The 26304-nt window shown below is 71.0% G+C and carries 23 protein-coding genes and 1 pseudogene; 3 read left to right on the forward strand and 21 right to left on the reverse strand.

Annotated features, from left to right (window positions below; translation table 11 throughout):
- Positions 1-3 precede the first annotated feature (3 nt).
- The 20 genes from EDD30_RS05185 to EDD30_RS05280 form a co-directional block, all read right to left on the reverse strand.
- Complete coding sequence (locus EDD30_RS05185; protein WP_071805062.1) at positions 4-2145, reverse strand: hypothetical protein; 2142 nt, start codon at positions 2143-2145, stop codon at positions 4-6.
- The gene (locus EDD30_RS05190) at positions 2142-3899 is read right to left on the reverse strand and encodes a baseplate J/gp47 family protein (protein WP_071805063.1); all 1758 of its coding nucleotides are present in this window, start codon (positions 3897-3899) and stop codon (positions 2142-2144) included. Before EDD30_RS05190 ends, EDD30_RS05185 begins: the two co-directional genes overlap by 4 nt.
- Positions 3896-8827, reverse strand: coding sequence for a baseplate J/gp47 family protein (locus EDD30_RS05195; protein ID WP_071805064.1), 4932 nt, complete (start codon positions 8825-8827; stop codon positions 3896-3898). Before EDD30_RS05195 ends, EDD30_RS05190 begins: the two co-directional genes overlap by 4 nt.
- Entirely contained in the window at positions 8824-9255 is a 432-nt protein-coding gene (locus tag EDD30_RS05200) for a GPW/gp25 family protein (RefSeq protein WP_071805065.1), read from the reverse strand. The genes EDD30_RS05195 and EDD30_RS05200 overlap by 4 nt, the downstream gene beginning before the upstream one ends.
- A complete protein-coding gene (locus EDD30_RS05205) occupies positions 9252-9548 on the reverse strand; it encodes a PAAR domain-containing protein (RefSeq protein WP_071805066.1) in 297 nt (98 codons plus the stop codon). Before EDD30_RS05205 ends, EDD30_RS05200 begins: the two co-directional genes overlap by 4 nt.
- A 28-nt stretch (positions 9549-9576) precedes the next feature.
- Positions 9577-10221: a phage baseplate assembly protein V gene (locus EDD30_RS05210; protein WP_071805067.1), complete on the reverse strand. Its 645-nt coding sequence runs from the start codon at positions 10219-10221 to the stop codon at positions 9577-9579.
- Positions 10221-11330 (reverse strand): phage late control D family protein, encoded by a 1110-nt coding sequence (locus EDD30_RS05215; RefSeq protein ID WP_071805068.1) that lies wholly within the window; start codon positions 11328-11330, stop codon positions 10221-10223. The genes EDD30_RS05210 and EDD30_RS05215 overlap by 1 nt, the downstream gene beginning before the upstream one ends.
- The gene (locus EDD30_RS05220) at positions 11311-11985 is read right to left on the reverse strand and encodes a CIS tube protein (RefSeq protein ID WP_071805069.1); all 675 of its coding nucleotides are present in this window, start codon (positions 11983-11985) and stop codon (positions 11311-11313) included. Before EDD30_RS05220 ends, EDD30_RS05215 begins: the two co-directional genes overlap by 20 nt.
- Before the next feature lie 6 nt (positions 11986-11991).
- Complete coding sequence (locus EDD30_RS05225; RefSeq protein ID WP_071805070.1) at positions 11992-12717, reverse strand: hypothetical protein; 726 nt, start codon at positions 12715-12717, stop codon at positions 11992-11994.
- A 797-nt stretch (positions 12718-13514) separates the two neighbouring features.
- Positions 13515-13937, reverse strand: a complete 423-nt coding sequence (locus EDD30_RS05230) for a phage tail protein (protein ID WP_071805071.1) — start codon at positions 13935-13937, stop codon at positions 13515-13517.
- Between the two features lie 10 nt (positions 13938-13947).
- Positions 13948-14130, reverse strand: a complete 183-nt coding sequence (locus tag EDD30_RS05235) for a DUF6760 family protein (RefSeq protein WP_071805072.1) — start codon at positions 14128-14130, stop codon at positions 13948-13950.
- Positions 14127-14471 (reverse strand): hypothetical protein, encoded by a 345-nt coding sequence (locus EDD30_RS05240; protein ID WP_071805073.1) that lies wholly within the window; start codon positions 14469-14471, stop codon positions 14127-14129. Before EDD30_RS05240 ends, EDD30_RS05235 begins: the two co-directional genes overlap by 4 nt.
- A gap of 16 nt (positions 14472-14487) precedes the next feature.
- Positions 14488-14928: a phage tail protein gene (locus EDD30_RS05245; protein ID WP_071805074.1), complete on the reverse strand. Its 441-nt coding sequence runs from the start codon at positions 14926-14928 to the stop codon at positions 14488-14490.
- A gap of 26 nt (positions 14929-14954) precedes the next feature.
- Positions 14955-16475 (reverse strand): phage tail sheath family protein, encoded by a 1521-nt coding sequence (locus tag EDD30_RS05250; protein ID WP_071805075.1) that lies wholly within the window; start codon positions 16473-16475, stop codon positions 14955-14957.
- A complete protein-coding gene (locus EDD30_RS05255) occupies positions 16468-17421 on the reverse strand; it encodes a coiled-coil domain-containing protein (RefSeq protein WP_071805076.1) in 954 nt (317 codons plus the stop codon). The genes EDD30_RS05250 and EDD30_RS05255 overlap by 8 nt, the downstream gene beginning before the upstream one ends.
- Positions 17422-17438: 17 nt before the next feature.
- Positions 17439-18089 carry a hypothetical protein gene (locus tag EDD30_RS05260; RefSeq protein WP_071805077.1) on the reverse strand — a complete coding sequence of 217 codons (651 nt, stop codon included), beginning with the start codon at positions 18087-18089 and terminating at the stop codon, positions 17439-17441.
- Positions 18086-18664, reverse strand: a complete 579-nt coding sequence (locus EDD30_RS05265; protein ID WP_071805078.1) for a Pvc16 family protein — start codon at positions 18662-18664, stop codon at positions 18086-18088. The genes EDD30_RS05260 and EDD30_RS05265 overlap by 4 nt, the downstream gene beginning before the upstream one ends.
- On the reverse strand, positions 18661-20724 hold the full coding sequence (locus EDD30_RS39790; protein ID WP_148088116.1) for an AAA family ATPase: 2064 nt from the start codon (positions 20722-20724) through the stop codon (positions 18661-18663). Before EDD30_RS39790 ends, EDD30_RS05265 begins: the two co-directional genes overlap by 4 nt.
- Positions 20725-20845: 121 nt before the next feature.
- Positions 20846-21460, reverse strand: coding sequence for a LuxR C-terminal-related transcriptional regulator (locus EDD30_RS05275; RefSeq protein ID WP_244945564.1), 615 nt, complete (start codon positions 21458-21460; stop codon positions 20846-20848).
- Between the two features lie 136 nt (positions 21461-21596).
- Positions 21597-22496, reverse strand: a complete 900-nt coding sequence (locus EDD30_RS05280; protein ID WP_143162651.1) for a helix-turn-helix transcriptional regulator — start codon at positions 22494-22496, stop codon at positions 21597-21599.
- Between the two features lie 38 nt (positions 22497-22534).
- Between EDD30_RS05280 and EDD30_RS05285 the strand changes: the two genes are divergently transcribed.
- Complete coding sequence (locus tag EDD30_RS05285) at positions 22535-23170, forward strand: LuxR C-terminal-related transcriptional regulator (RefSeq protein ID WP_084556344.1); 636 nt, start codon at positions 22535-22537, stop codon at positions 23168-23170.
- Between the two features lie 132 nt (positions 23171-23302).
- Complete coding sequence (locus tag EDD30_RS05290; protein ID WP_071805083.1) at positions 23303-23665, forward strand: hypothetical protein; 363 nt, start codon at positions 23303-23305, stop codon at positions 23663-23665.
- 267 nt (positions 23666-23932) lie between these two features.
- Here EDD30_RS05290 and EDD30_RS40380 read toward each other — a convergent pair.
- Positions 23933-24175: pseudogene (locus tag EDD30_RS40380) on the reverse strand (transposase); the annotation flags it as partial.
- A gap of 338 nt (positions 24176-24513) precedes the next feature.
- Between EDD30_RS40380 and EDD30_RS05300 the strand changes: the two are divergent.
- A complete protein-coding gene (locus EDD30_RS05300; RefSeq protein WP_170208251.1) occupies positions 24514-26259 on the forward strand; it encodes an AMP-binding protein in 1746 nt (581 codons plus the stop codon).
- The last annotated feature ends 45 nt before the right edge of the window (positions 26260-26304 follow it).

Below are 26304 nucleotides of genomic sequence, written 5' to 3' on the forward strand. Positions count from 1 at the left end.
GTGTCATTGCAGACGCGGCCCGGCGCCCGGTCCCGGTGCGTCGTCGAGGGCGACCGAGCGCGGCTGCGGCCGGGACAGGGACCATCGGCCGAGCCGGGTGGTGGTGCTCAGGCGCCAGTGGGCGTCGCTGTGCAGCAGAGAGCCGTACGGGGGCGGCTCGCGGTCCGTAACGTCGGGGCCCAGCCGGAGGTCGGCGTCGAGCAGGCGGCTGCGGCTGCGGCCGTCCGTGCCGGTGTATCGCAGCCGGACCCGGCAGTGGGCCGGGACGAAGACCGGCAGCAGCCGGTCGATGATGGGCGCCAGGACCCGTTGCCGCTCCGGGTCGAGCTCGAGGTCGATCGTGACGACTCCGGCCCGATGCGCCAGCATCCGGGCGGGATCGGGGCAGCCCGCGCCCAGCGGAGTGTCGCCGAGGACCATCGAGCCGGGGCGGGCGGGCGCCGGCATCTGGCCGAGAACGATCGTGTCGTGTCCCAGGCGGGCCGACGGCGTGCCGAGGAACCAGCCCGCCGAATCGGTGGCCGCGTCGTTCACCGTGGACCGCCCCTCGGTCACCAGTCCGAGCAGCAGTTCGAGGCCGGCCCGCGTACCCCGGCCGGCGAGGAGGTCGCCGGCCCGCACCAACAGCTCCCGCCGCCGGTCGGGCGGTAGATCGGCGAGCGGCGGGAAACCCAGCCAACTCAGCAGGTAGGCGGTCCAGTTGTCCGGGGCGATCTCCGGGTCGATGCGTCCGGGAAGTGCGGCCAGTGTCTCGTCGAGACCGTCGAGAAGCACCTCGTACGGGGCCAGGACGCTGCGCAACCGGTGGGCGGACCGCGCCTGTTCCCGGTAGATGGCAGGTAGCTGGTCGATCAACGAGTCGGCGGGATAGCGCACGCGCAGCCGGTGGATTCGCGGGGGCGTACGCCCGGGCGGGGTGACCAGTCGCAGGCGCAACCACAGCGTCGTCTCCGCCACCTCGTCCAACAGTGCGGCCAACACCTCGGTACCGCCGCCGTCGGTTCCCCGGTAGACGACCGCCTCTTCCTCGCGCCACGGCAGCAGCGCCTCGAGCGCGTCCGTCCGCCCGGCGCTGGCGGGACCGGCGAGCAGCGCGGTCGCCCGCTCGACGAGCGAGGCGTCGTTGGTGGCGGCCCAGGCGAACTCGATCGTCGTGCCGGCCGATAGTGAGAGGTCAGCCACGGCCCGATTCCAGCCGGACCGGACGCCCAGCGGTGACACGAGGGCGGGCGTGATGAAGGTGGACCGGCGGCCCTCGTTCCCCCCGTCGTGTGGCGCGATCCGGCCGACGCCGCCGGTGCAGGCCACCACCAGCCCGGTACGGGCGGCCGCCAGCGCCATCGCTCGGCCGAGCCGGAGCGGCATCCGCAGCTCCTGGCGGTCCTCGACGCCGCAGTCGGCAAGGTGAAGCGACTGGTAGACGTTCGCCCCAAGCAGGTGAAGACGGTTGTCCGCGTCCACGGTCGCCATCGTCGACTCGCCGCGATAGGCAGGGTCGAGCGGCACCGTGGCCGTGACCTGGCCGGTCGCGGCGTCGCGGATCGTCGCGGTGTTCGTCACCGGGTCGAGCGTCACGAGCCGCGTCCCGTCGGTGGTGGCGGCGATCACGGGCTCGCCCTTGGCGTCGATGGGGATCGGATCGCGGCAGGTCTGCCCCCAGCAGTCGACGTGCCGCAGCCGCCAGTGCCCGGCATGGTCGCCCTCGACCAGCCAGAGTCCGTCGGTCGCGTCGCCGGTGGCGCCGGCGATCCGCCATCCCGGTCGTGGTGCGGCCGGGGTGAGCCGCTGCCGGGTGGTCCGTTGGTATCGTTCCAGGGTGCCTCGGGCGTGCACCCATACGACCCCAGGGCCGGCCACCATGAGCCGCGCGGGGACCGGGCCGTCCAGGATGCCTTCCTCGGTCACTCCCCATGACGAGTAGCCGACCAGTTCCCGGGTCCGCGGTCGCAGCCACAGCAGCTCGCCGCGCGTGTCGACGGCAAGCAGGGCGCCGGCGTCGGCCCGGCCGGTGCCGGCCAGGTTCTCGACGGCGAGGCGCGCGGGGACCGCGAGCACATCGCCCTGTACGCGCAGGTTGCTCCGCGCCCCGGCCGACCACTGTGCGGCCGTCCGGAAGTCGTAGGCTCGTTCGTCCACCAGGATCATCGGGTCGATCTCCCGCCCGTGAAGTCGATCCGGCCGGCCACGATCAGAGCGTCGCGCGGCACCACGATCGGGCCGGCACCGAATGGTTCGCCCGCCTTCGCCATCCGTACGGCCGGGACGTCGGTGACGCCCGGTACCACGGCCGCGATGGTCATCACGTCGGCGGCCGTGAGCTCGCGTCCGAGTGGCCGGACGCCCATCGACAGGCGATCCCGCAGCCGGGCTTCCACCGTGGATGGCGCCTCGAGGGCGCCCGGCTCGATCGTGAGCGTCAGCTGCAGATCGACGGCTACCACGGTCGGTTCCTCGACGATCAGCCGCTCCCCCAGCACCCGGCGCGGCTCGAGCCGGGAGGCGACCACGGCCGGGTAGTCCCGGGCGCCGGCCGACCGCGGCGGCACGATGACGAGCGTGCGCACCGCGTCGACCCGGCGGTTCGGAAGCCGGGGGTCAAAACCGGCGAGTGCCTCGGCCCGGCGGACGGCCAGGCCCGGCAGGGCAAGCGCGGCCTCGACAAGCTCGGCGTCGCTGAGCAGGGCCGACCGCTGGACGGCGGCATCACGGGCGACGGCGGTCAGGTCTCCACCGGGATCCTGCCCGCCGACGAGCGCATGCCGGTTGTGGCCGTAGGACGAGAGGTTCAGGACCGGGACTGTCCAGCGTAGACCGGAGCGGAGGTTGCCCTTCGTGGCCTCGGTGCGAGACAGCTCGCCATGGCTGATCACCGCCCCGGTCGGGGGCCGCCGCCCGTTCACGCCGTTGCCGAACTGGATCCCGTCCGGGCGTACCAGATAGTGCCGGTCCGTCGGACCGGAGCGGGTGAGGTCGGCCCGCTGGGCCCAGGTGTCCGCGCCGACCGTGATCTCGGGCAGGCGGGCCAGATCGGTGGTGTCGAACTCGACCAGTTGGTCCGGCAGGCCGGTGGCGTTCTCCGGGAATGCGGCCGCCTGCTCGTGCCCGAGCTGCACCACCGGCAGGACGTTGACCGCCACGGCCCGGATCTGCGGTGTCAGGGGGAAGAAGCCCCGGTCGAAGGAGAGCCGCAGCTCGCTCCCGCCGGGACCTGCCGGCATCCGCGGGATGCTGAGCACGACGACGCCGGTCGCGGTCAGCCCGGCGGTGCTGTCGCGAACGACGCACACTTCGCGCCAGCCGGAACCACTCGCCCGGTAGGCGTACGTCACCGGCCCCCACGGCGGATCCACCGGCAGGCCGGGCGGGGCAACGACGTCGAACCCGAGCACGACCGGCGTCTCGTCGGCGTCCGCGCCGAGCGGCCCGTCGAAGGCGAGCGTGAAGCCGTTGCCGGCCATCCAGGACCCCCCGTCCAGCGCAATGCCCGCGCCGTCGGCGCGGACCACGCCGCTCAGCGTCACCGGCGGCAGGTAGAGCTCGTCGTGGTCCAGGCTGAACGCCAGCTCGCGATGGGTCAGGCAGAGCAGTGCCGTGCGGGCCGGCACCCGTCGCCCGTCCGGCGGCGGCCGGTCCGGCCAGATCAGGCCACGGGCCGGGGCGGGTCCGGTCGGATTCCGTCCGAGCAGGGCCGCGAACGCTCGCCGGTACCGGCCACCGACGAAGCCGGCCCGGTAGATCTGCTGGTCGACGATCCATGCCAACAGGTCGATCAGGGTCATTCCGGGGTCGTGCAGGTTGTGGTCGGTCCAGCCCGGCGCGTACCGGGGGATGTCCGCCCGAGCGCGCTCGACCATCTGATCGAAGGCGACCGTGTCGAGGTCGGGAACGAAGTCGCTCATGACGTGCTCTCCAGCGGATCCACGACCACCGCGATGTCGGTGACCTCGGCACAGGCCAGGCCGTCGGCCGGCATCCGGTCCAGCGAGACACCGCCCCGCGGGGTAATCTCGACGCTTTCCACCCGGTCCACCCCGGCGATCGTGCTCAGGGTGCGCAGCAGGTCAGCGGGCACCGGCCGGCGGCCGAACGGCCACCCGGTGCCGTCCGGTCCCCCCGCTATCGGGTCGAACAGTGTCGTCAGCGCGTCATCGGCCGCGCGCTCCACCTCGGCCAGGCGGTCGGCCGGGGCGACCAGGTGCGCCCGTACGGCGACGGGGACGAACACCGGTCCGGTGACCGCGATGGAGTCCGCCCCGAGGCCGCCCCAGCCCGCGGCGCGCAGCGTCGCAGCGACGGCCGCCCGCTGAGCCAGGGTCGGGACCGGACACCGGGCGCCGCCGCGGACGGCGATGGTGACCCGGATCGGCCGGCGGGGACCGGCCGGGCCGGCGCACCGGGCGCGGACGATGTCGGCGGACGAGGCGACCGTGAGGGCCTCGAGGTCCGCGATGCTCAGCGCCCGGCCGGCGTGCCGGATTCGGTGCGCAGCCGTGGCCATCAGGGACTCGGGCGGTGGTGCAGCGAATCCGCCGGCGGTGTCGATCGGAAGCTGCACGGTGTCGACGCCCTCGACCGCCGAAGCCAGCTTGGCCGCTTTCCAGGCCGGCTGGTTGCCTTCCGCGCCGCCGCCCTGCTGGTAGCCGAAGCAGCGGATGTTGTCCCGGCCGGCCGGCGGAATCTTCCCGGTGCGGCCGTCGCCGAACCGCACCCGGCCCGACCCCGGATCGAGCAGGTACACCCGGGCGTCCCCGTCCTGGCCGATCAGGCTGTCCACCCGGGTCCACAACACCCAGGTCCCGGGCAGGAGCTCGAGGTCGCTCAGGATGGCCGGCACAGCGCCCGCCCGAGCCGTCAGGAGCGCCTGCTCCTCGTCGCCCAGGCTTTCCCGGACCCGCAGTTCGACGGTGTCCGGCAGCACGGGCGTCTCGGCCAGCGCCAGGGTGAGGCACGGCTCGCCTACGCTTGAGCCCACCACCTCGTTCACCACCGTACGGGCATGGGTGATCCCGACCGCGTTGACCAACAGCCGGTCCACTATGGGCGCCCAAGGCTCCGGCGACCCGGCTACTTCGGGGCGCAGCCGCAGCCAGACCCGGTCCCTGCCGAAGAGCCGGACCAGCACCGGGTCCACGTCGAGCGTCATGGTGAGCAGCCCCCGGCCGCGCAAGGCCCGGGTGCCGTCGTCCACGCTCACCGGCCGCCAGCCGTCCGCCGTCCGCAGATCGACCCGGACCGGACCGGTGCCGGCCTGGTCGGCGACATCCGCCAGGACGACGAGGGAGCCCTGGCCGGGCGATGCTGTCAGCCCGAGGTAGATGGCCCGCTCGGCAGCGGCAGGGTCCAGCGCGGTCACACCCTGGAACAGCTCGAACCGTGCGGTGGCCGCGGCGGACGCATCGGTCTCGTCCCGCACGTCCAGGTTGTTCTCCACCAGGACGGCGTCGGGCGCGATCAGCGTGGCAAGCTCGAACCTGGCCTCGATCGCGACGATCTCCGGCGGGTGCAGCTCCGAGTTGTCGACCGTCACGGACTGGATCTGGCGGCCGTCGACCGTGGTGCTGTTCACGACGTACCGGGGCCGACCGTAGTCTCCGCCGATCAGGCGGGTCCGGATCCAGTAGTCCTGCGTACCACCGATCTCGGTGGTGGTGAGGTCCTCGGGAACGACGAAGGTGATCGTCCCACCGGTGGAGAGGTTGCGGGTCAGGTCCACGAAGCCGGTTTCCAGCGCCCGCCAGCCCTGGCTGGTGAAGTACTCCCAGGACAGTTCCGGGTTCTGGTAACCGCGCGCGAAGGCGTCAGCGGTCCAGACCGGGGTGCCCGCCGTACGGACGATCACAGCCCGGCCTGCGTCGGGTGGTCTGGTTCGCCAGGCTTTCGACAGCCGGACCCATAGGGCCGTGGCGTTGTTCTGCTGCGCCGCGGCCCTCTGGGCGCCCGGATCGGCCCCGCCTCCGAACCGCAGCTCGGCAGAAGGCTCCAGCGTCGCGTCCACGCCCAGTTCGACGAGTGTGCCAAGGTCTTCCTCGGTCACCGGGCCCATCGCCAGTACCCTTGCGGGGCGGTACCTGGGTGCCGCGTCGGTGCCAAGCACCGGAAGGCGCAGGGTGGCGATCTTGCCGTTGATCGCGTCCACGGGATAGCTGGCGTTGCCGATGATCAGCGAGTGGCCCGGCTTGGTGACCGTGTCTCCCGGATGCAGGTGCAGCAGCCGGCGGTTGCTGGCGGTGTCGAAGGAGGCAGTGCGGGCGGCGTCGCTGACCCGGATGAGACGCCAGAAACGCAGGGTCTGTCCCGGCGTCAGCGATGCCCCGTCGACCTGGTAGGTGCGCAGGTTCCCGATCTTGATCCTTCGGCTGGCCGCGGGCAGCTCCACCATCGCCGAGGCGGTGGGGTCCGTCGGGTCGTCGGTGATCTCGAGCCAGTGCGCCGTATCCGGATGATCGAGCCCGACGCCGTCGTGCAGCGCGTAGTCCGCGACGGGCAGGCTCAGCGAGCTGCGGAACACGCGTTCGCCTATGCCGGGTACGACGATCTCGAGCGGCGCAGCGGCGGCGCCGGTCCGGAGCAGCAGCGGCGGGCGGGCCGTGGGTACGGCGGGGAGCGGGACATGGACGGTCCGGTTGGCGCCCAGCCAGATCTCCGCGTCGGCGGACTCGGGTCCGAGCGCGACGGTCACGGGATGACGGTCGGCGCCGAGCACCGAGGGATTGCTGTGTAGGGCGGTTCCCGGCACCAGCGAGCGACCGACTGGGATGTGTTCGGTCTGATCTCCATCAAAGACGAGGCCGTGCAGTTCGCCGTCCGAGCCGGCGTACGCGATCCAGAGCCACAGCCTCCCGTCTCCCGCGTCGTAGCGGGTGACCACCGGACGGGCGTCGAGGGTGGCCGCCGGCCGGGTGGCAAGCGGCCGCCAGGTCAGTACCAGCGGCAGCCCGGCGGAGACGCCGGCCGCAGTGCCGAGCCAGAACGCCCCGTCCTGGTCGAGCGCCACGATCTCGAACGCGTTGCCCTGCGGTCGTGCAGGCCAGCCGGCCCCCTGCACCGCGAAGATCCGCTCCGTCCCGGCCAGAAGCCGCGGTCCCGCCGCTGCCGAGGGCGACATCCACTCGGTCCGCACGAGCGCGCGATCGTCGAGCTGCAATGTCCGCAGGCCACCGTCGGACACGTCGAGGAGGATGGCCGTCACGCCGACCGTCCCGGCCGGTACCGGTGCCAGCACGAGCCGGCCGGCCGGCGCGCTTGCGGCCAGCGGTGGCATCTTCTGCCAACCGGTCGCGAGGCTGCCGTCGGCCCGGGTGAGCCGCGCGGCCCACCGGTCGCCGTTCGCTTCCCGGATCACGACCACGTCGGCCGACGCCCCGGTCACCCCGGCGGCGGCCGGCGGCGTCGCGAGCAGCAGCGGGCGGCCCTGGCCGTCGGCGGGACGCAGCTCGTGCCACTGGAAGTCACCGGGCCCCAGCGTGATGGACTCGAGGTAGCCGGTGCCCGAGGTGCCGTAACCGCCGAAAACCGTAGGGTCGTCGGTCTCGGTGATGTCGAAGGAGGTCAGCGACGCTTCCGACAGGGTCACGTCGAGCGTCACTGTGGCGCCCTTCTTCGTCAGGGCTTCGGGGGCGGCCAACGCGAACTCGTCGAAGCGCAGCGGTTCCGGCCCGAACGGCAGGAACCGCTTGGTGGTCGACAGCGGTGTGTTGTTGTGGGCGGCACGGGCTATGGTCCGGCTTCCGGTGCCGACCCGGCTGCCCGCCGGTGTGGCCACCCCGACACTGATCTGCGACGCGGCGTCGATGACGCGCGACCGACCGGACATCGACGTCCGCAGCCGGGCGCGGACCCAGCGGCTGCGGCGGCCGCCGATCTTCAGTTCCCCCGTGCTGCCCGGCCAGGATTTGGCCAGCCTGATCCCGCATCCCTGGGTGCCGAGCAGGTCCAGCGGCTGCCAACCCGGGCCGGCCGCTCCATCCCGCGTGCCCCAGATCGCGTAGTCGATGTCCAGCCCGGTGAGCCGGCCGGCCAGCGACGGCGGCGCGAAGGCCAGCGTAATCGTCGCTGGCTGGTTGAGATTGAAAAGGTCTTTGTGCCCGATGTAGAGGGCGTGACTCTGCAGGTCGCGCAGCGCGAATGACTCGAGCGACCCGATCCGCGTGACGGCGGACTCGGCCGGTGCCGCGGCTTGCAACGGGTCGAGCAGCGTGACCAAACCGTTCTTGTCGGCGTCGGCGACCCGGTAGGCCGCCGTCCCGATCCGCAGGAGATCACCGGCGGCCAGGCCGACCGCGGGACTCAGCTGAACCGTCTGGCTGGCGGCGGCGGCGAAGGTCACGACCTGGTAGCCCGGCGCCAGCACGGGCGGTTCGGGCAGGACGACCTCGGCTGGAGCCGGTTCGATCCGGTCCGTGGCCGGGTCGACGGCGATCAGGTCCGCGATCCGGCCGGGCACCGCCCGCAGGGCTCTCGTCGTCTCGAAGGACTGCCCGGCGTCGGTCGTGATCTGGGTCCGCGCGGCCATCTGCACGGCGGCGGGGTGGTTGTCGGCGACGACCAGGATCAACACCCCGGTGGCGGCGTGCGGCGGATCCGGGGGAAGGCCGAGAAAGTCGACGAACGCGAGCGCGTCCCGTCCGGCCGTACGGTCCAGCCGTACGGTCGTCTCCTCCGCCAGCCGGGCCGCGATCTCCTGCAGCGCCGAGCCGAAGTCGTCGCGCCCTGCGGTCGGCTCCCACTGCGGGGTCAGCACCGGCGCCAGGCGCCGCAGGTAGGCGCGCAGCTCCGCGGCTCGGCGCGGATCGGTCGCCGGTGGCGGGTTCATGTCGTACGCGGTCACTGGTTCGCCGATTCCTGGAAGTAGAAGGGATACACGTAGTTGCCGGGCTGGTTGGTCGCCCGGACCTCGTAATCCACGATCACCTCGAGGTGCCCGAGGGCGATCTGGCTGGCGTCGACGGTGACCCGGAGCACCTCGATCCGCGCCTCGTACGTCCGCAGCGCCGCGCGTACGGTGGTCTCGATCTCACCGACCAGCGCCGCCGTGACAGCGGCGAACACCAGGTCGTGGATGCCGCAGCCGAAGTCCGGCCGCATCACCCGCTCGCCCTTGGACGTGCCGAGGATGATCCCGATCGACTGCTGGATGTCCTGCTCGTAGGAGACCGCCGCGATCAGGCCGGTGTCCGGCGCGATCATCACCGGAAGGGCCCAACCGGTGCCGAGGAACTCGCGACCCAGGCCATCGTCGTCGGTCGCCATCGTCATCCCACCAGGACCGTCGGTTCGCCCATCGCAATGGCGTTGGGCGGGCCGATCTCGACGACCTGGTCGCCCTGCCGAGCCGCGGGCAGGCCGCCGATCAGGACACTGGTGCTGCCGACCGCCACCACGCCGCCGACATGCGGCTTCGGGCCGTCGGCGAGCGGGCAGGTGTGGAAGTCGAAGCCCGCCCGCCAGGCCGGGCGCCCGCCGATCAGCACCGTCGGGCATCCCGGTCCGGGACTGAGCGGCGTCCCGTGACTGGTGGTGTCCGTGACCCGGGCTGCTGGTCTTCCCATGGCCGGTGTCCTTTCCGCCGATCCGCACTCAATTGATCCGGACGATGGCTCCGCTGAGCGTCAGCGTCCCGGAGGACTTGACGGTCATCGAGGCGCTGGCCTCGAGGGAGATGGTGGGGGCTTTGACCGAGATCTGCTTTGCCGCGGTGATGTCGATCGCGCCGGAGGTCGAGGAGAGCTTGACGACGTTGTTGTTGGCGTCGTCGATGGTGATCCCGTCCTTGTCGAGCGCCACCCGCTTGCCGCTCGCGAGCCTCACCTCGATCTGCGGGGCCGCCTCGTCGTCGTTGAACCGGATGGTGTGCCCCAGCCGACTCTTGATGACCCGGATGTCGTTCTTGCCGTCGGAGTTGCGTTCCGGCGGGAGTTGCTTGCCGTTCCACACCATGCCCAGCACGTAGAGATGCGAGGGGTCGCCGTTCTCGGCCGCGACCAGCACCTCGTCGCCGACCTCGGGCAAGAAGTATGTGCCGCGCCCGGGGCCGGCCATCGGCATCGCGGGCCGCGCCCAGTAGCTCGTGTCGGATCCCGCGTGCCAGGGAAGCCGGACCCGGACCCGGGCCAGGTTCTCCGGATCCTTGTTGTCGGTAACCACCCCGACGGCCACGCCGGAGAGCAAGCCGGCGGACTCGCGTGCGGCCTCGTCGGCGGCGCACCAGAGTGTCTCGTCCATCAGATCGTCGTCTCCTGAACTTGGAAGGTGGTGCGGTAGCCGCCGCCGTCGACGCGGTGGGACGCCTGCGAGACGTAGTAGGTCTTGCTGAACGCCGGTCCGAGCCCCTCAACACCGACGTTGGTGTCCGGCAGCAGCTCAGGCAGGCCGATCGACTCCCCGCTGCCGGTCAGAAATGCCTCGGCCCGCTCCTCCAACACAGCCTTGGCCCGTGCGTCGGCCTCGGCCTGGGTACGAACCGCGGCAGGCAGATTCAGCACCGGGTCTCTCGCGAGCGCGGTAGCCACCCGATCACCGCCGCTGCGCGCTCGGGTGTCGCGCCCGGACTCCTGGCCCCGGCGGGCCTGGCCGATGAGGGCCTCACCGGTGCTGGCCGACCGGCCGTACACCTTGACCGCGCCGACCTGCCGGGCCAGGCTCGCCTCCGGCCGGAAGCTGAGCAGGCCCTGGCCCCACTCCAGCTCGACCGCCTCGGAAAGCTCGTTCTGACGCGGTCCGAAGTAGAGCTTGCGGCGCCGCTCATAGAAGGTCGCGCCGTTGGACGCGGCGAGCGTGCCGAGGAAGGCCATATCGGTCTGGTTGTTCTGGTCGATCCGCTGCTTCACCGGGCTGGTCGGCCGCACGTCGGTGCCGACTCCGTGTGCATGGGCCAGATCCCGTACGGCCACACTGTCCGGCTTGTCCTCCCAGTGCTGGGTACGGCAGCCGACGGTGAGCGGGTAGAGGTCGTCGTAGCCGCTGATCGTCAGCTCCGGCGTCGCACCCGCCCGGAAGTCCGTGGTGATTTCGGTCAGCACCCCGGTCAGCAGCGGCACCAGTGAGGACACGTCGCCGTAGCCGAGCCCGATCTCGACCGTGCTGCCGAACCGGAAGAGGTCGAGCAGGTCGACCCGGGTGGCCCGCCGGGTGGCCACGAACTGGCGAACCCTCCAATCGAAGGCATTGGCCACGGTGAACGAGAAGTGCCCCGCCGCCTTCTCCTTCAGGTCGACACTCACCGAGGTGACCGCCAGGAACAGATCCCGAAGTACGTCGTCTCCACCCACCTTGATGGCGTACGCGGGCACGTAGAAGCCGCCGTGCCGCCGCTCAAGTTCCGTCAGCCGCATCGGACACCTCCTCGGGGCTTAGTGGCGGTAGCACGAGCACCCGGCCCGGCTCGATCCGGCGTGGATCGTCGACGTCGTTCGCGCGCGCGATCACCCGCCAGAAGCGCGACTCGCCGTACTCGCGTGCCGCCATGAGCCAGATGCTGTCGTGCGCCTCGAGCACGCGTCGCTTGGTCTTGTCGGACGAGTTGCGCCGCGGATCCCGGAGCTGCTCAGCGATCGACGTGTACTGCTTGAAGGTGACGCTGAGCTTGGCCCGCACCGGCGTCCCATCGGATCGGAACATGGTCAGATGCTGCGAGATCCGCTCCACGACCGCCACGAAGCGCACGACACCCCAGCGGAACTCGACACGCGGCGGCGCGTGTAGGGTGCCGTCGATCGAGAGCAGATCGGTGAGCGGGCCGGTCGCGTCGAGCACGTTGCCCCCGCCGCCGTCGGTGTAGGTGTCGAACAGCAGGTCCATGGTCAGCACCCGGGCGTTGCCGTTCACGAACTGAAGGATCGGATTCGACAGTCCGGGCGGTGCCGTCTCCTGATAGCTGGCCGAATACTCGACGGTGTACTCGGTCGGGTTGAACAACACCTTGATCGCCGTGCCGGAGGCCCGCCCGTCGAGCGGGGTCACGGTCGCCTTCGCCAGTTCCTGTGCCATGCCGTGTCACCTCCTTCCGCGACGTTCCTGCTCGATGCGCAACTGCCGCTCGAAGCGGCGCCACAGGTCGCGGCCGAGCGCGTCCAGATCCATCGCCGGCTCGGGCGTGAAAGTCACGGCATGAGGGCGTGCGACCAGCGCGGTGACCGACCGGTCCGGGGTGGTCCGGTGGACGCGGGCCACCGACGTCCGGTCATGAACCGGCAGCTTCGCACCCTGGCGCGCCTGCCCGGTCAATACCTGTCGCACGTAGGGGCGGACGGCGGCCGGCGCGGTGTTTCGCGGATCGGCGAGCTGCCGGGTCGCCGCGGTCTTGTCTGCCTTTCCGGTCGGCGGGCTCAGGCGCCGGCGGACAATGGGGGCGCGGCGCTTCGGTGGCAGAGTGGGACCGACGGCCGCGAGACGGCTCGCCGGGGTGACCGAGGCCATGCCGACCGTGGTGAGCCGGATCAACCGACTCGCCGCTGTCACCAGTGGGGCCGGTGCGGTAGCGACCTTGGGCGGCTGCCGGCCGGCGAGTCGCCGGGTGGGTGTGGTCAGGCGTACCGGGTCCACCGTCGACGCGGCCGTACGCCGGGGGTCCAGCGGAGTGAGATGTCGCCGGGCGATCGGAGCACGGCGGAACCGCCGTGTGGCGTCCGTGGCGGAGGGGCGGCTCTCCGACGGAATGTGCGGGGGCGCCTGGTTGGCCATCGTCACCTCGCTCGGGGCCGGTGCGGTGGCGGTAGCCACCGACGGACAGGCGAATCGCCACCCAGGCCCGGTTCCGATTCGCCACCTGGTCCCGGTCGCCCATCGCCACCCAGGCCCGGTCACCCATCGCCGCCCCGGCCCGCTCCGGCCTACCTGCCCTGCGGTCCCGGCCGCAGCCACGAGCGCATGCCGCGCATCCGTGCCCGCCGGCAGCGCGATCAACCGGACGTGTCCCGGCTCGGCTGATGGGCTGAAGAGCTGCCGGGCCACCAGACTGCGGCCGTTTCGCGGCCCGATCGTTGCCGCGGCCAAGGCCCGCGCGAGTGGAGTTGCGGGGCGGAGCAGGGACGATCGCCTGCGTCCGGGGGCCGCCACGCCACCCGCCGTGAACCGGTAGAACGGTGCCACGGATCCCGGCGTCACACCGTGGCTCAGCCGCGCCGTGGACGTGGCCGCCGACGTGCGCATCATCCACGCGACCTGCTCTCGCACCGAAGAAGTCACTCGCCTGCTATCGGCGAGGCCCGCAACCCTGCCGGGCACGGCGGGCAGCGCAGCGCGACCCGGCGGCGGGGCGACCTGGTGAACCACCGTTCGCAGCCGTTCGACCAGGTGCAGCCGCAGCAGGAAGCGCAGTGTCAACTCGATGGGCTCGGCCCGGGCCGGCGCACGCGGCGCCGGCGCTGCCGGGACCGTGGGTACCGGGCCGGCCGGCCTCCGGAAGATCAGCGCCAGCGGTCGGTAGGCGCGGACCGACCACGGTCGTGCGGTGTCCACGTTCCCGTCTCCGGGGCGTCGACCCATGGGCGCGGGGCGCCGAGGCAGCCGGCCGGGTGTCATTGCCGGGTGATCCCGTGATGGACGAGCTCGATGGACTCGGTCGCCACCGCGGCCGACATCGCGTCGAGCTCGGCGCCTGTCCACTTGGCCGGGTAGGCGCCCGCGCAAATCCATCGCCACACCTCGTCTCCCGAGTCGTCGAGCAGCACCACCGACACGGTCCGGCGGCGGATGACACCCGCGATCACGTCCTGATGCCAGTCCCAGAGCGACACATCGGCCAGGCCGCGTTTCAGCACCAGCGCGGGATAGGTCGTCCCCACCACGAGTTGACGCTCGTACGCGTTGATGCCGCCCTCGCGGTACGGCTCGATCTTGGTCTGCCGCTCGATGCCGCCCACGGTCTGGAAGCCACCGGCCTCGATGCCGTCGATCTCCACGACGAAGCGGAACAGCCGGAACGGATCGGGACGCGGCATCGCTCACCTCTCAGGCGATCTCGAACGGATTGCTGGGCGCGCTGTTGAGCTGCCGGTTGATCCGCGAGATTTCCTCGCACCAGCGGCGCCGTTCCGCGTGTTCCAGGGCCATCAGTTCGGTCCAGGCCCAGTGGAAGTGGTAGGCGATGAAGGCCATCTCCTGGTAGAGCTCGTCCTGGGGGTACGGCTTCACGAGGCTTCCCCCACCAGCCGGAACCCCCGATCGCCGGCAGGCTCCGCTTGCGGCTCGTCGCCGTTGAGCTGCTCGTACAGCTTCTGCAGGTAGTCCAGGTCGCCAGCGAACAAGCCTTCGATCACCTTGGTGTTCACGTCCGGCACCGACCCGAGGCGGGTGATCACCCGCGCCATGACGATGACCGCCAGGTACGCCGGGTTCTGTTGGACCCGCGGGTCGCGCAGCGGCAGGATCTCGTCGGCCGCGGTGGCCAGCCGCATCACGCCCTCGGTGTGCAGCACGCCGTCCGCGTCGAGGTAGCCCTTCGGCAGAGTGAAGGTCACTTCCGTGGAGAACATGGGTCAGTGGCCCCTTTCACTGGATCCGCCTGATGCCCTCGTTGCAGAGCTCGAGGCTGTCGATCGCCACCTCGTTGCCGGTGGCGTTGAGATCGGTCGGGTCGTACTTGCACGGCCACGCCCGGGTGATCTCGAAGGCCGCCCGGTCGGCGCCGGCCTCGTCCTGAACCCGGATGACCACGGTCTTGCGGATTTCCTCCAGTGCCGTGGCCCCGCCGACGATCTGCTGGTGCCAGGCCGCGAGTTCGGTGGAGTCGGTGATTCCCCACTTGAGCGTCACGTTGGCGTACTTGGTGAGGCCGCTGAGCTTGCGGACCGTTGTCGGCTCGTCGCCCTCGCGGTATTCGATCGGATCGTTGGCCAGGTCACCGATCGACACTTCGGAGAAGGCGGCCTGTTGGAGCCCGTCGATCTCGAGGCGGAAGCGGAATTTGCGGAGCGGGTCTTGGCGTGCCATCGGTCAGGCCTTCTTGCTGGTCGGGATCATGACTTCGCCTCTTGGGTCTTCTGGAAAATCCGGAAGACCACGAACTCGGCCGGGCGGACCGGCGCCACGCCGATCTCGACGATCAGCCGGCCGTTAAGGATGTCGTCCTCGGTCATCGTGTCGCGGCCGACGGCCACCGAGAACGCCTCTTCCTCCTTGTCGCCGAAGAGGGCGCCCTCGCGCCACTGGGTGCGCAGGAACAACGTGACGGTCTGCTTGACCCTGGCCCATAGGCGCGGGTCGTTCGGCTCGAAGACGACCCATTGGGTGGAGTTGTAGATCGAGGCCTCGAGGAAGATGAACAGCCGCCGGACGTTGACGTACTTCCAGAGTGGATCGCTGGACAGCGTGCGGGCTCCCCAGATCCGGATGCCGCGGCCCGGGAAGCGACGGATGACATTGACGCCGTTCGGGTTCAGCACACCCTGGGTCGCCTGGTTGATGTCGTACTCGAGGTCGATGGCGCCGGCTATGACCTCGTTCGCGGGTGCTTTGAAGACACCCCGGTTGTTGTCGGTCAACGCATAGATGCCGCAGACCGCGCCGCCCGGTGGAACCAGCTTTCGCCCGCCGCTGCGAGGGTCGCTGATGTGGATCCAGGGGTAGTAGAACGCGGCGTACTGGGTGTCGGTGACATCGTTGCGAGGCGCCAGGCCGGCGGCGTTCGCCACCCCTGGTTGGGTGTCGATAACGGCGAACCGGAAACGGTTGCGCTCGCAGTGGCGAACGATGTTGCGGGCGGTGTCCTGGTCGCATCCGGGGGCGTACACCACGGCGACCGATCGGAACTGGTCCAGATCAAGCGCCGCGAGACCGGTGGGAGCGGCGAGATCCTCGCTACCGTCGAAGTCGGGTGGCGTCACCGCGGCACCGTTGGTCCCGTCGGCAAGCTGAACCGAGGCATCGTCGCCGGGCAACGCCACGTCCGCCGGGGCCGCCAGCTCGATCAGCACCGAGTTGAAGTTGTTGACCCGCTTGGCGAAGTACGCCGGAGAGGCCGGCTCCACGCTGAGGTCGTCGAAGTCCTCCGAGACGGTGGGCGGCACCGGAGCGCTGTCGATGTCGGCGACGTCGGCGGGGCGGCGTGCCGGGTCTTCCCAGTAGTCCACGCGCAGGCGGAAGCCCACCGCATTGCCGACGCCGTCCTTCGTTGACCCCGGCCCGATACGCACCCAGGTCTCGTTGGCGCTCTCCCCCGGACCCAGCGCGGTCACCGCGAAGCCGGCCAGGTTGGCGCTGGCGGGCCTCGCACCCGCACCGGCGATGCGGGTGACGTAGCAGCGAACACCGCCGTTGTCGAAGAACGTCTTCACCGCGTACGGCATGAACTTCGCCGGGTGGAAGATGTTGCCGAAGTAGCGCAGATACTCGCCGTAGCTGGTCACCAGCCGCGGAAGCAGCGGGCCGCGCAGGGTCTCGCCGAGGAAGGCGGCGGTGCTGGTCGCGACGCCCTCGATCGGTTTCGGGCCCCGTTCAATCTCCTCGACATAGACTCCTGGCGCAAGGTATTCAGGCATGGGGCTTGTCTCCTTCCATCGTGGCCATCTGCTCCAGGTCGGCGCGCAGCCGGGCTTCGCCGTTGGCAAGGTGGTCGTCGAGCCGCTTGCGGGCGTCGGTGAGCTCGGCCCGGTGCCTGACCACGGTCCGCTCATCGTCCGCTTGGCGTTGCTCGGCCTTGGCCTGGGCGTCGAGTGCGTCGATCAACGCCTGTGCAAGGCCGGTCGGGGCGATCAGCTTCGGCTCGCGATCCAGCACCGCGGCGTAGTCACGGCCGGTCAGCAGCCAGTAGGCCAGCGCGTACTGGCCGGCCTGGCTAGCCTTGGTGATCTCGTCGCGCCGGGTCTTCAGCAACGCCAGCCGGGCGGTGATCGTCGCGGCCAGCTTCTTCAGTTCGCCGGACCGGTCGCTCAGCTCCTTGGCCTTCACCTTAGAGGCGTCGCGAGCGGCCTCCGCCTCGGTCGCCGCCGTCGTGCGGGAATCGACCTCCCGCTCGAGGCTCTTCCGCTCGTCGCCAAGCGCCGCGGCCTTCTTGCGAACCTCGTCCGCCACCGGCCCGAGAAGCTTCTCCAGGCTGCCCTTCTCCGAGGTGAGGAAGTCGCGGTAGGCCTTCTCGTCGCGCTTGAGTTTGTCGTACGCGGCGCCGTATGCCTGCTTGTTGGCGTCGAGTTCCCGTTGGACGGTGCGCAGAGCGGCCAGCCGGTTTTCCTTGTCGGCCAAGGTGTTCTCGGCCGCCTCCTTGGCCTGCCGGGCCCGGCCGGCCTCCGCCTCCAGCTTCTTGATGGCACCGTCGATGTCGCCCGCGTCCTCCTCAGCCGTATCGGCGGCACCGCCGGCTTCGAGAGTGTCGTTGTCGTTGTCGATGTTCTCGGTGCCAGCGTCGAGGTCGAGGATCTCGACTTCAACTACGTGTTCCGAGGCCGCCTGTGCGGCGCCGCCGCCGGCGGATTCCGTGGGTTCGGTCACGGCCGCGCGCTCCTTCCTCAGGGCCTGATCTGATGGGTGAATTGCGGTGTAGTCGTCTGGTCGAGGTCGATGACCTCGGTGAACACGTGGGTCAGGCCGCGCTCCAGGTCCACGATCACGTCCCGGGCCGCGCCGCCGCCCGGTTCGACGTGCAGCGTCGTACGGACTGGCCCCGTCTCCCCCAGGTGGACGGCGAGCGCGAAGACGCCGCGTTCGTCGGTCGTGGCCGGGAACTGGGGTCCGGCCGGGGGCGACGGCCGTGCGCTGATCACGGCCTCAGCCACGGGCGTGGCCGACCGCACGATCAGGCCTCGCACCAGGGTGGTGACATCGGCGAAATCAGCGTCTGGGCGTCGTTCCAGCGGCACGACCCTGCTGATTCCCTCGGCGGCGGGGTTGAACGCGACGAGTACCGGTCCGCGATAGCCGGCCCGCCCAGGCACCACCCGGAAGGTCAGGTCCTGGTCGGCCGGCTCGTTCAGCAAGACGTGATGTCCGCTCAGGTTGCGGACCAGCCGCCTCGGCAGCGCCGTGCCGCGCTGCGGGTCCCAGAGCTCGACCGCGACGCCCATGGCCACGACCCGACGGGTGATGCCGTCCATGGGGATCACCACCGCGGTGACCACGTCGGTGAGGTCGGGCTCGAAGGCGATCGGTGGCCGCGTCATGAGCCCACCGCGTCGATCTCCGGCTCGGAGAGCGCGCCCGGCCGCAACGTGCGCCGGCGCACGGGCGCCCCGCTGAACGCCGGAGCGAGCGCGACGTAGACCGGGCTGACCAAATAGACCATCGAGGTTCGGTAGGAGGCCCGCGGAAGCAGACCCCAGATCCGGCTCAACTCCTCCATCGGGTATGGCTCAGGGGTCACCCGGGCGGCGACCGACCCCACGTTGATCGTGGGACTCGCATGCAGGGCCTGGACCGCCAGTCCCAGCGTGACGAGCTCGTCCGGATCCGCCGCGGGACCGGGCCCGTTGGACCGGAAGACGGAGAGCAGGAAGCGCAGGTCCAGCGGCAGAGCCTCGGCCTCCACCAGCGGATCGTGGGGATCGTTCGAGCTGGCGACGAGGTGCCGCTCATTACGGAGGGCCTGATTGACCACCACGTGAAAGAGGAAAAGCGACAGCTTGCGGTCGACGACGTCGTCCACGATGGGCGGGCCGACGTACACAGGAGCACCGATGGCAGCGGCCAGCCGGTCCTGCAGTTCGGCGGTCGCGACGGCGATGGCGTCGGCGCTCACGGTGTCACGACCGCGGGGTCGCCGAGGCTTCGCTCAGCGTTGCGCATGCCGATCTTCACCAGCTCGCGTCGGGCCGCGACGAGGATGTGGCCCGCGCTGACCGGTCCGGCCTCGGCGGCGGCCAGAAACGCGGCGTGCAACGCGATGTTCTGAATGCAGCCGCCGGCGATCGGCAGACGACGAGCCAGTGCGGCAATATCCATGCCGGACGCTAGCGGGGTGTCCGGCGGGAAGGCACGGTCCCAGATGCGCTGCCGCTCCGCGGCGTCGGGCAGGGGGAACTCGACGACGAACCGCAGCCGCCGAACGAAGGCGTCGTCGATGCCCTGCCTCATGTTGCTGGTCAGCACGGCTAACCCGCGGAACGACTCCATGCGTTGCAGCAGGTAGGCGACCTCGACGTTGGCGTAGCGGTCGTGCGCGTCCTGGACCTCGGTACGCTTGCCGAAGATCGCGTCGGCCTCGTCGAACAGCAGCACGGCGCCGGCGCTCTCGGCGGCGTCGAAGAGGCCGTCGAGATTCCTCTCGGTCTCCCCGATGTACTTCGAGATCGTCTTGGAGAGATCGACCTGCAACAGGTCGACGCCGAGCGCGCCGGCGACAATCTGGGCGGCCATGGTCTTGCCGGTGCCACTCGGCCCGCTGAACAGGGCCGCCACGCCATTGCCGTACGGCATCCGGCCGGCGAAGCCCCACTCCTCCAACACCTGCCCGGCGTGCAGGACGTGCAGCGGAATCGCTCGCAGCAGGTCCTTCCGGTCCGTCGGCAGCACCAGGTCGTCCCAGCCGTACACCGGTTCGATCCGGCGGGCACCCGGCGGCAGCGGGCCGGGCAGGAGATCGCGGGCCGCCCGCTGCACCGCCGCGACGGTCGGCTGGCCGTCGCGGTATGCCCGGGCCGTCGTGATGCTCTGCTCGATGAGCTCCGGGTCGATCGGCGCGGTGGCGGCCAGGCGACGGGCGTCGTCCGGGTCGAGCGGAACCCCGTTGCGGTCCGCCGCCTGATTCCACCAGTCGGTCCGCTGGGCGACGGTGATCGCCGGCGCCCGCAGTATCGGGCCGGATCCGGGGCGTCGCTCGCCGTCGGTCGCCACCAACCGGACCGCGTCGGCCGCGCGCGACAGCCGATCCGCCACCGCCAGCCGATCGGCCGGTCCGACCGCGCTCGTGCCGACGACGAGCAGGCCGGCTCCGGCCAGCCGGCTGAGCACCGTCCAATCCGCCACGGCGTCGGTCCCGGCCTGCTCGACGTCGCCGACCACCAGCGGCAGGCCGACGGCCGCTGCCAGCCGGGTGAACCAGCCGGTGGCGTGCCCGCCGCCGACCAGGTGGATCGGGTGGGCACCCGGGTGGCGTCGCAACCGAAGCGCCGCATCCGCTTCTGCGTCGGTCAGCGTCGGTTGATCGTCGCGGTGCGGCCGGTGCAGCCGCGCCCCAGAGCGGGCCACCGCATCGTCGATCGACGGCGCCAGCAGGTGGGCGATGACAGCCGCGGCGGGCGCCAACCCGGCGTCGACGGCGAGGGCGTCGCCGTCGACGGGCCGGATCAGCCCTCCCGACACAGCGGAGGTGGGGGCGTCGATCGTACGGCGCAGCTTCCACGTGCTCAGGCCGGCCGAGGACACGAGTTCGGCCAGCAGGGTCAGGCCGGGGCGGCGGCGGGTGAGATCGTCCTGCAGCACTCCCATGACCGTCCCATACCGGCCGTCCAGTTCCGGTGCCAATACGAGGCAGAACAGCCGGAGTTCGAGCGTGGTGAGCGCGAACACCTCGGCGATCTGCACGACGGTCGCCGGCAGCCCGATGCGGTCGACGATCAGCGCCCGGTCGGCGGCAGCCAGCCTGTCGGCGATCTCCGAAGCCGTGGCCGTCGGCGTCACGGATCCGAGCAGCGCCAGCGCCTCGCGCGGCGAAATCGACCAGCCGGGCACGCCGGCGACGTCGGGGCCGAGACGACGGAGCAGGCTGCGGCCCAGGCTGAGCTCCACGAACTCGGTCAACGCGGCCGTGTCGGCGCCATGGAGCTCCTGACGAGATGCTGTCGCGACGATCGTCTCCATGTCCCAGGCCGTCTCTCTGATCGCCCCGGCGTGGCCGGACACTTCGATGACTAGGAGAACTATCGCCGGGCGAACGCCGCGAGCCCATGGGCCATCGGATTCAGAAAGGGTTCAGCAGGGCTCATCTCTCGCCGGGCGCGAGCGCCGGCGGCACGCCATACGTCTCGACGAACCACGAAGCCGCGTCGGCGCGACGGCTCAGCCCGAGCTTGTCGAGGATGCTGTGGACGTGGTTCTTGACCGTGCAGACCTCGATGAACAGCCGACGGCCGATCTCCCGGTTGCTCAAGCCGGCGGCGAGCAGACCGGAGATCTGCTGTTCGCGGATCGTCAAGGGCTCGGCAGGGCACACGCCGCGGTGCTCGTGCGCCAGCGCGGCGAGCCGGCGAAACAGCCCACCGGTAATCGACGGTGAGCAGACGGCGCCGCCGCGAACCACCTGGTGGAGCGTCTCCACTAGCCGGCTCAGATCACCCTCGCCCGTCACGTAGGCCGCCGCGCCCGCCTCCAGGCAGGCAAGGACCGCATCGTCGGTGCCGAGCGCGCCGATGGCCACGGTCCGGACTCCCGGCAAGCCCGTGGTGACCTCGCGCAGCGAGCCGAGCGCGCCGGAAGGCGTCACGTCGACCAGGACCACGTCAGGATGGAGACGACGGATCCTCGTGATACCGGCGGCATCCGGGCCGGCGTGGCCGAGAAAGGCTATCTCCGGCGGCAGGGACAGCGCCCGGGCCATCAGCACGCGGTAGATCCGTACGTGCCCGAGGACCGCCACCCGTGTCATGGCCGCTCCCCCGCTCTCCGGGATGTCCCTGCGAGTCTTACCGGCTGCGGCCGTGCGCCGCCATGGGCCGATGGATTCGGACCGGGTTCTAGGCCCTTGCGGTCTTGCCCGGTACGAGGCCCAGCCGCTGGGCGCACAGTACGGTGTTGAGCCGATCCGGTGTGGCGAGCTTGCGCTGTAGGTTCTCCTGGTGCTTGGCGACCGTACGGGGCGATATCCCGAGCCGGCGGCCGGCCGCGTTGATACTCAGGCCCTTCGCGAAGAGGCAGAGGACGGCCAGCTCGCGCGGGGTGATGCCGTGGTCGCCGACACGCTGTTCCGCGTCCGGCGGATCGGTTACCCGCGCGGCACGCCATCCCGAGATGGTGTTCTGGTGCCGATCGAGTGCGGTGAGGGCGCGTTGAAGCCGGCGCACCTTCAGCTGCTCCGATTCGGTGAAGTTGCCGTCGGGCCGACCGATGCCGAACAGACGTACTTCCGACGAGGACCAGGACAGCGGCACCATGAGATGGTGGCCGGCGCCGCCGAACTCACGCCGCATCCGGCCGAAGCGCGCGGCCGAGCGCCACCGGCACTCGTCGACGACGTCGTCGAGGGTGCGCGGCAGCGGATCGCACCGACGGCCGTAGTGGCGCACCAACGGATAGGCCATGTTCTCCTCGGCCGTAACCCTGATCCGTGCGGCCCAGTCCGGCCACACCGCAACCGTGGAGGTGGTCAGCCCGGGCCGGTCGATGTCGAGCACCCCGCCGATCGTGACGCCGAAGTGCGACGTCAATTCATCGAAGAGGCGAGGCCAGACGTCCCTATCCTCGTCAAGGTCGGCCATCGCCGCCAACACCAGATCCAGAATCCTATTGTCCAGCCCGGTCCCCGTCATACCCGTATGGTCGCGTGCGGGGCGGCCCGGAATCCATCGGATGATTGGTGTCGGACAGTCGGAGGATACGTCAAATCTCGTATGTCCTCGCGGCGAGCCGACCGGCACGATAAGAAAGCAGATCTGTTAGACCGGAGTGGCCGGCCATGGATTTAGTGATCATTGCAGCGGTTCGCCTCTACCGTGAGGGACTGGCCGACGTGCTGCACGGTCGCGGAACGATCAATGTGGTCGGTACCGCGGACAGCGGCGACGCGGGCGTCGCGTGCGTCCAGCGCACTCGGCCCGACCTGGTGCTCGTCGACACGGCGACACCCGGCGGCCTGGACGTCCTGCGGAGCCTTCGGACGACGGCTCCGCAGGTCCGTACGGTGGCGCTGGGAGTCGTCGAAAGCGGGCCCGACGTCTTAGCGTGCGTCGAGGCGGGCGCGGCCGGCTACGTGCCGCGCGAGGCATCGCTGGAGGACTTGGTCGCAACGCTGGAGCGGGCCGGGCGCGGCGAGGCCACCTGCCCGCCCGAGATCCTGGCCGAGCTGTTGCGCCGGGTGACCGAGCTGGCCGGTGGCAGCACCTTCGCGCTGTCTGGCAGCGATCTGCTGACCAGCCGCGAGCTGCAGATCGTGCAGCTGATCGCGAACGGACTGACCAATCAGGAGATCGCGGAGCGCCTCGCGGTGGCGCTGTCCACCGTGAAGAATCACATCCACAACATCTTCGCCAAGCTCCAGATCAGCGGCCGGGCCGAGGTAGCGGCCTGGGTGCGGCGGCAGAGCGCGGTCTAGCAAGGCCATGGCACTCGACGTAGGGATCCGCCGTAGCGGTACTAGGGCGGATTCGAATCTTTCGCCTCATGGCCGGCGGCCTCGACGACCGGGAATACTGCGGGGATACCCCCGCTTCGAGATAGGACCGGCGTGCGACACGTCACCGTTCTCATCGATCTCCGCGGCGTGCTCGGCGGCGTGGTCATTGAGCTGCTCAAGGAGGCGTACGGCGACCGCGCGGTGGCCGAGGTGCCTCGCGAGGTCCCGCTGGCGGAGGCCGTCAACCGGGCACGACCACAGGTGGTGGTCACCACGCTGCGCAACGACGCGGATCCGGCCGTCGCGACACACATGCTGACACGACTGCTGGACGACCATCCCCGCCTGCGAATCCTCGTGGTCGAGGGCGACGGGCAATCGGGCTCCCTCTGGGAACTCCGGCCGACCCGTACCCTCCTGGGCGAGCTGTCGCCACAGCTCTTGGTGAGGGCGATCGACAGCGACCACCGCTGACCCTGAGACCGCCGTCAACGGGCCAGGGCGGCGAGGCTGAGCGTCAGGTGGATCGAGTGGTGTGCCAATAATCCGAGTGGGCTCCGGTGACGCTCAGCCGGGGACGGGCGAGGACCCGGGAGGCATCGATGTTGACGACCGGGTGGTGAAGTCGGCGTAATCGTAGGGGTCGCGGGCAGAGCCGAGCAGACCTGCCTCATGACGCCAAGGTCCTACGTCCGGTAGGGCCCTCCACCTTGGCGCCCTGGGGCAGACCCGCTTCATGGTTTCCGGACGGGCAACGTCAGTGATCACCGTCTTGGCGCGGTGCCCGTTACGCGAGTTCCCGCTGCCCTGACCGGCCGGGTCGTGCTTGTCATAGCCGACGTGGTCGGTGATCCCACCTTTCAACGCGGACTCGAGGATCCGCTTGGTCATCTGCTTCAACAGACCGCCCTCACCGGTCGGTTTCAGCCCGTCACCCCGAGCCCGGTCGACCAGCATCGCAACCATCTGCTCATCCGTGACCACACCCCGCCTGAATGCCGGCCAGCCCCTGCTCGACGATGGGTTCCGTCGTCATCCTGGCGTCTCCCTTGAAGATCGAGATCCGCCGTTATTTCGACTCAGTCCCCGAACTGGTCGAAGCGCAACCAGGGTGCTCGAGGCGTAAGAGTCCAGAGATCCGATCGAGCCAGACCAAGGCTGATTCGCCGCTGGCGTCGCCTCGGTGCCGGTGTTGTCCGGCCGCGCAAGCACGGCGCAAGGCCTGCCGGCCATCCTCGGTGCGCAGCGGCCGCGCCGACCGCGGTTGGCGCTCGCGCGGCCGTTGCCCGACCCGGGCCTGGAGAAGACGGAAGGACGACGACGTGACCTCGACAGCCAGTACCGATCCAGCCACGGTGGTGGACCTTGTCGCCCAGCGCCGCGGCGGCCGGGGCACCCTGACGGTACTGGGTGGCGACGCCGTCGTTCGGTCGGTCACCTGGGCCGCCGTCCACGACCGGGCTCGACGGCTGATGACCCTGCTGCGCGGTCATGGCGTCGGCCCGGGCAGCCGGGTCGGCCTGCTCGCCGACACCGGCGTCGGGCTGGTCACCGCGATTCAGGGTGTCTGGCTGTCCGGTGCCGCCGTCACGATCCTGCCGATGCCGGTCCGGCGCGCGGACGCGGCGTACGTCGCGCACCTGCGGCGGACCATCGCCGACGGCCGGCTCGGACTCGTACTCGTCGGGGTGCCCCTGGCCGGGCTACGACCGGAGCTGGCCGCGGCCGCGCCGACAGCCGATCTGGACGCGGCGGTGGCGGACGCCGCGGTGTACGAGCCGGCGACGCCGGCGACGCCCGCCCCGGACGATCTCGCGGTCCTGCAGTACACCAGCGGCTCCACGCGGCAGCCGCGCGGGGTACCGGTGACACACGGCAACCTCGCCGCGAACCTGGCGTCGATCCGGGTGGCGACCCGCCACGCGGAGGTGCACGGCTGCCTGTTGAGCTGGCTGCCGCTGTACCACGACATGGGGCTGGTCGGCTTCGCCGTGCTCCCGATGTCCTGCGGCTGCCCGTTGGTGCTGCAGCCGCCGGCGGTGTTCGCGACCCGGCCGCTCGGCTGGCTGGAAGCGGTGGCCGCGTACCGGGCGACGGCGACGGCCGCCCCCAACTTCGCCTGGGGGCTGGCAACCCGCCTACTGGACGCGCTTCCACGACATGACACGGGGCTGCGGCTGGACTCATTACGCTTCGCGCTGACCGGCGGTGAGCCGGTCGATCCGGTGCTGATGACCCGGTTCGCCGCCGCGGCCCGCCGGCACGGCCTGGACCCGTCCGTCCTGACCTGCGGGTACGGGCTCGCCGAGGCGACCCTCGCGGTGAGCTTCTCCCGGCCCGGTGCGGGGCTGGAGTTCGACGTGGTCGACCCCGACGAGTTGGAGCTGCGGGGGTACGCCGTCCCCGCCGACGGCCCCCGCCCAGGTCGGGCGCTGGCCCGGCTGGGACCGCCCGTGCCGGGCTGCCGGCTGCGGGTCGTGCACCGGGTGACCGGGCGGCCGCTGGGCGAGCGCCGGGTGGGGCACGTCGAGGTCGCCGGGGCCAGTGTCGTCCGCGGCTACTGGGGCGAGCCGCCGGCTCCGCCGGGTGGCTGGCGGGCCACCGGCGACCTGGGGTACCTGGCCGACGGTGAGCTCGTGGTCTGCGGCCGGGAGAAGGACGTGCTCTTCGCCGCCGGCCGCAACGTGTACCCGCAGGACGTGGAGGCCGTCGCGGGCGAGGTCCCCGGGGTGCGCCCCGGCGGCGTGGCCGCGTTCGCCGTGCCGGACGACGCCGTCGGGTCGGGGCATCGGCTCGCCGGCGACCGGCTCGCCGGCGACCGGCTCGCCGTGGCCGTCGAGTCCCGCGCCTGGTCCGACGGGCCTACGGCCGCTGCGGTGCGCTCCGCGGTGACCGCCGCCGTCGCGGCGGAGCTGGGGCTCACGCCGACGGTCGTGGCCGTGCTGGCGCCGGGGCGACTGGGCCGGACCTCCTCCGGCAAGCTGCAGCGGGCCGAGACCCGCCGGCAGTTCCTGGCCGGCGAACTGGAGCCGGAGAGCCCGCCGGCCGGCCCTGCCGGGGCCCCGTGACCAAGGCTGCGCCGCAGGGCTGGCGCCCGGCCGGCCCTGCGGCAG

This window comes from Couchioplanes caeruleus, from assembly GCF_003751945.1.
In the GTDB taxonomy this organism is placed as follows: domain Bacteria; phylum Actinomycetota; class Actinomycetes; order Mycobacteriales; family Micromonosporaceae; genus Actinoplanes; species Actinoplanes caeruleus.

Bases quoted from the DNA above. Each gene is read 5' to 3' on its own strand.
- EDD30_RS05205 (WP_071805066.1), bottom strand. From the start codon at position 9,548: ATGGGAAGACCAGCAGCCCGGGTCACGGACACCACCAGTCACGGGACG.
- EDD30_RS05185 (WP_071805062.1), bottom strand. From the start codon at position 2,145: ATGATCCTGGTGGACGAACGAGCCTACGACTTCCGGACGGCCGCACAG.
- EDD30_RS05210 (WP_071805067.1), bottom strand. From the start codon at position 10,221: ATGGACGAGACACTCTGGTGCGCCGCCGACGAGGCCGCACGCGAGTCC.
- EDD30_RS05275 (WP_244945564.1), bottom strand. From the start codon at position 21,460: ATGGCCCGGGCGCTGTCCCTGCCGCCGGAGATAGCCTTTCTCGGCCAC.
- EDD30_RS05190 (WP_071805063.1), bottom strand. From the start codon at position 3,899: ATGAGCGACTTCGTTCCCGACCTCGACACGGTCGCCTTCGATCAGATG.
- EDD30_RS05230 (WP_071805071.1), bottom strand. From the start codon at position 13,937: ATGCCGCGTCCCGATCCGTTCCGGCTGTTCCGCTTCGTCGTGGAGATC.
- EDD30_RS05220 (WP_071805069.1), bottom strand. From the start codon at position 11,985: ATGGCACAGGAACTGGCGAAGGCGACCGTGACCCCGCTCGACGGGCGG.
- EDD30_RS05215 (WP_071805068.1), bottom strand. From the start codon at position 11,330: ATGCGGCTGACGGAACTTGAGCGGCGGCACGGCGGCTTCTACGTGCCC.
- EDD30_RS05250 (WP_071805075.1), bottom strand. From the start codon at position 16,475: ATGCCTGAATACCTTGCGCCAGGAGTCTATGTCGAGGAGATTGAACGG.
- EDD30_RS05245 (WP_071805074.1), bottom strand. From the start codon at position 14,928: ATGGCACGCCAAGACCCGCTCCGCAAATTCCGCTTCCGCCTCGAGATC.
- EDD30_RS39790 (WP_148088116.1), bottom strand. From the start codon at position 20,724: ATGGAGACGATCGTCGCGACAGCATCTCGTCAGGAGCTCCATGGCGCC.
- EDD30_RS05200 (WP_071805065.1), bottom strand. From the start codon at position 9,255: ATGACGATGGCGACCGACGACGATGGCCTGGGTCGCGAGTTCCTCGGC.
- EDD30_RS05285 (WP_084556344.1), top strand. From the start codon at position 22,535: ATGGATTTAGTGATCATTGCAGCGGTTCGCCTCTACCGTGAGGGACTG.
- EDD30_RS05260 (WP_071805077.1), bottom strand. From the start codon at position 18,089: ATGACGCGGCCACCGATCGCCTTCGAGCCCGACCTCACCGACGTGGTC.
- EDD30_RS05240 (WP_071805073.1), bottom strand. From the start codon at position 14,471: ATGTTCTCCACGGAAGTGACCTTCACTCTGCCGAAGGGCTACCTCGAC.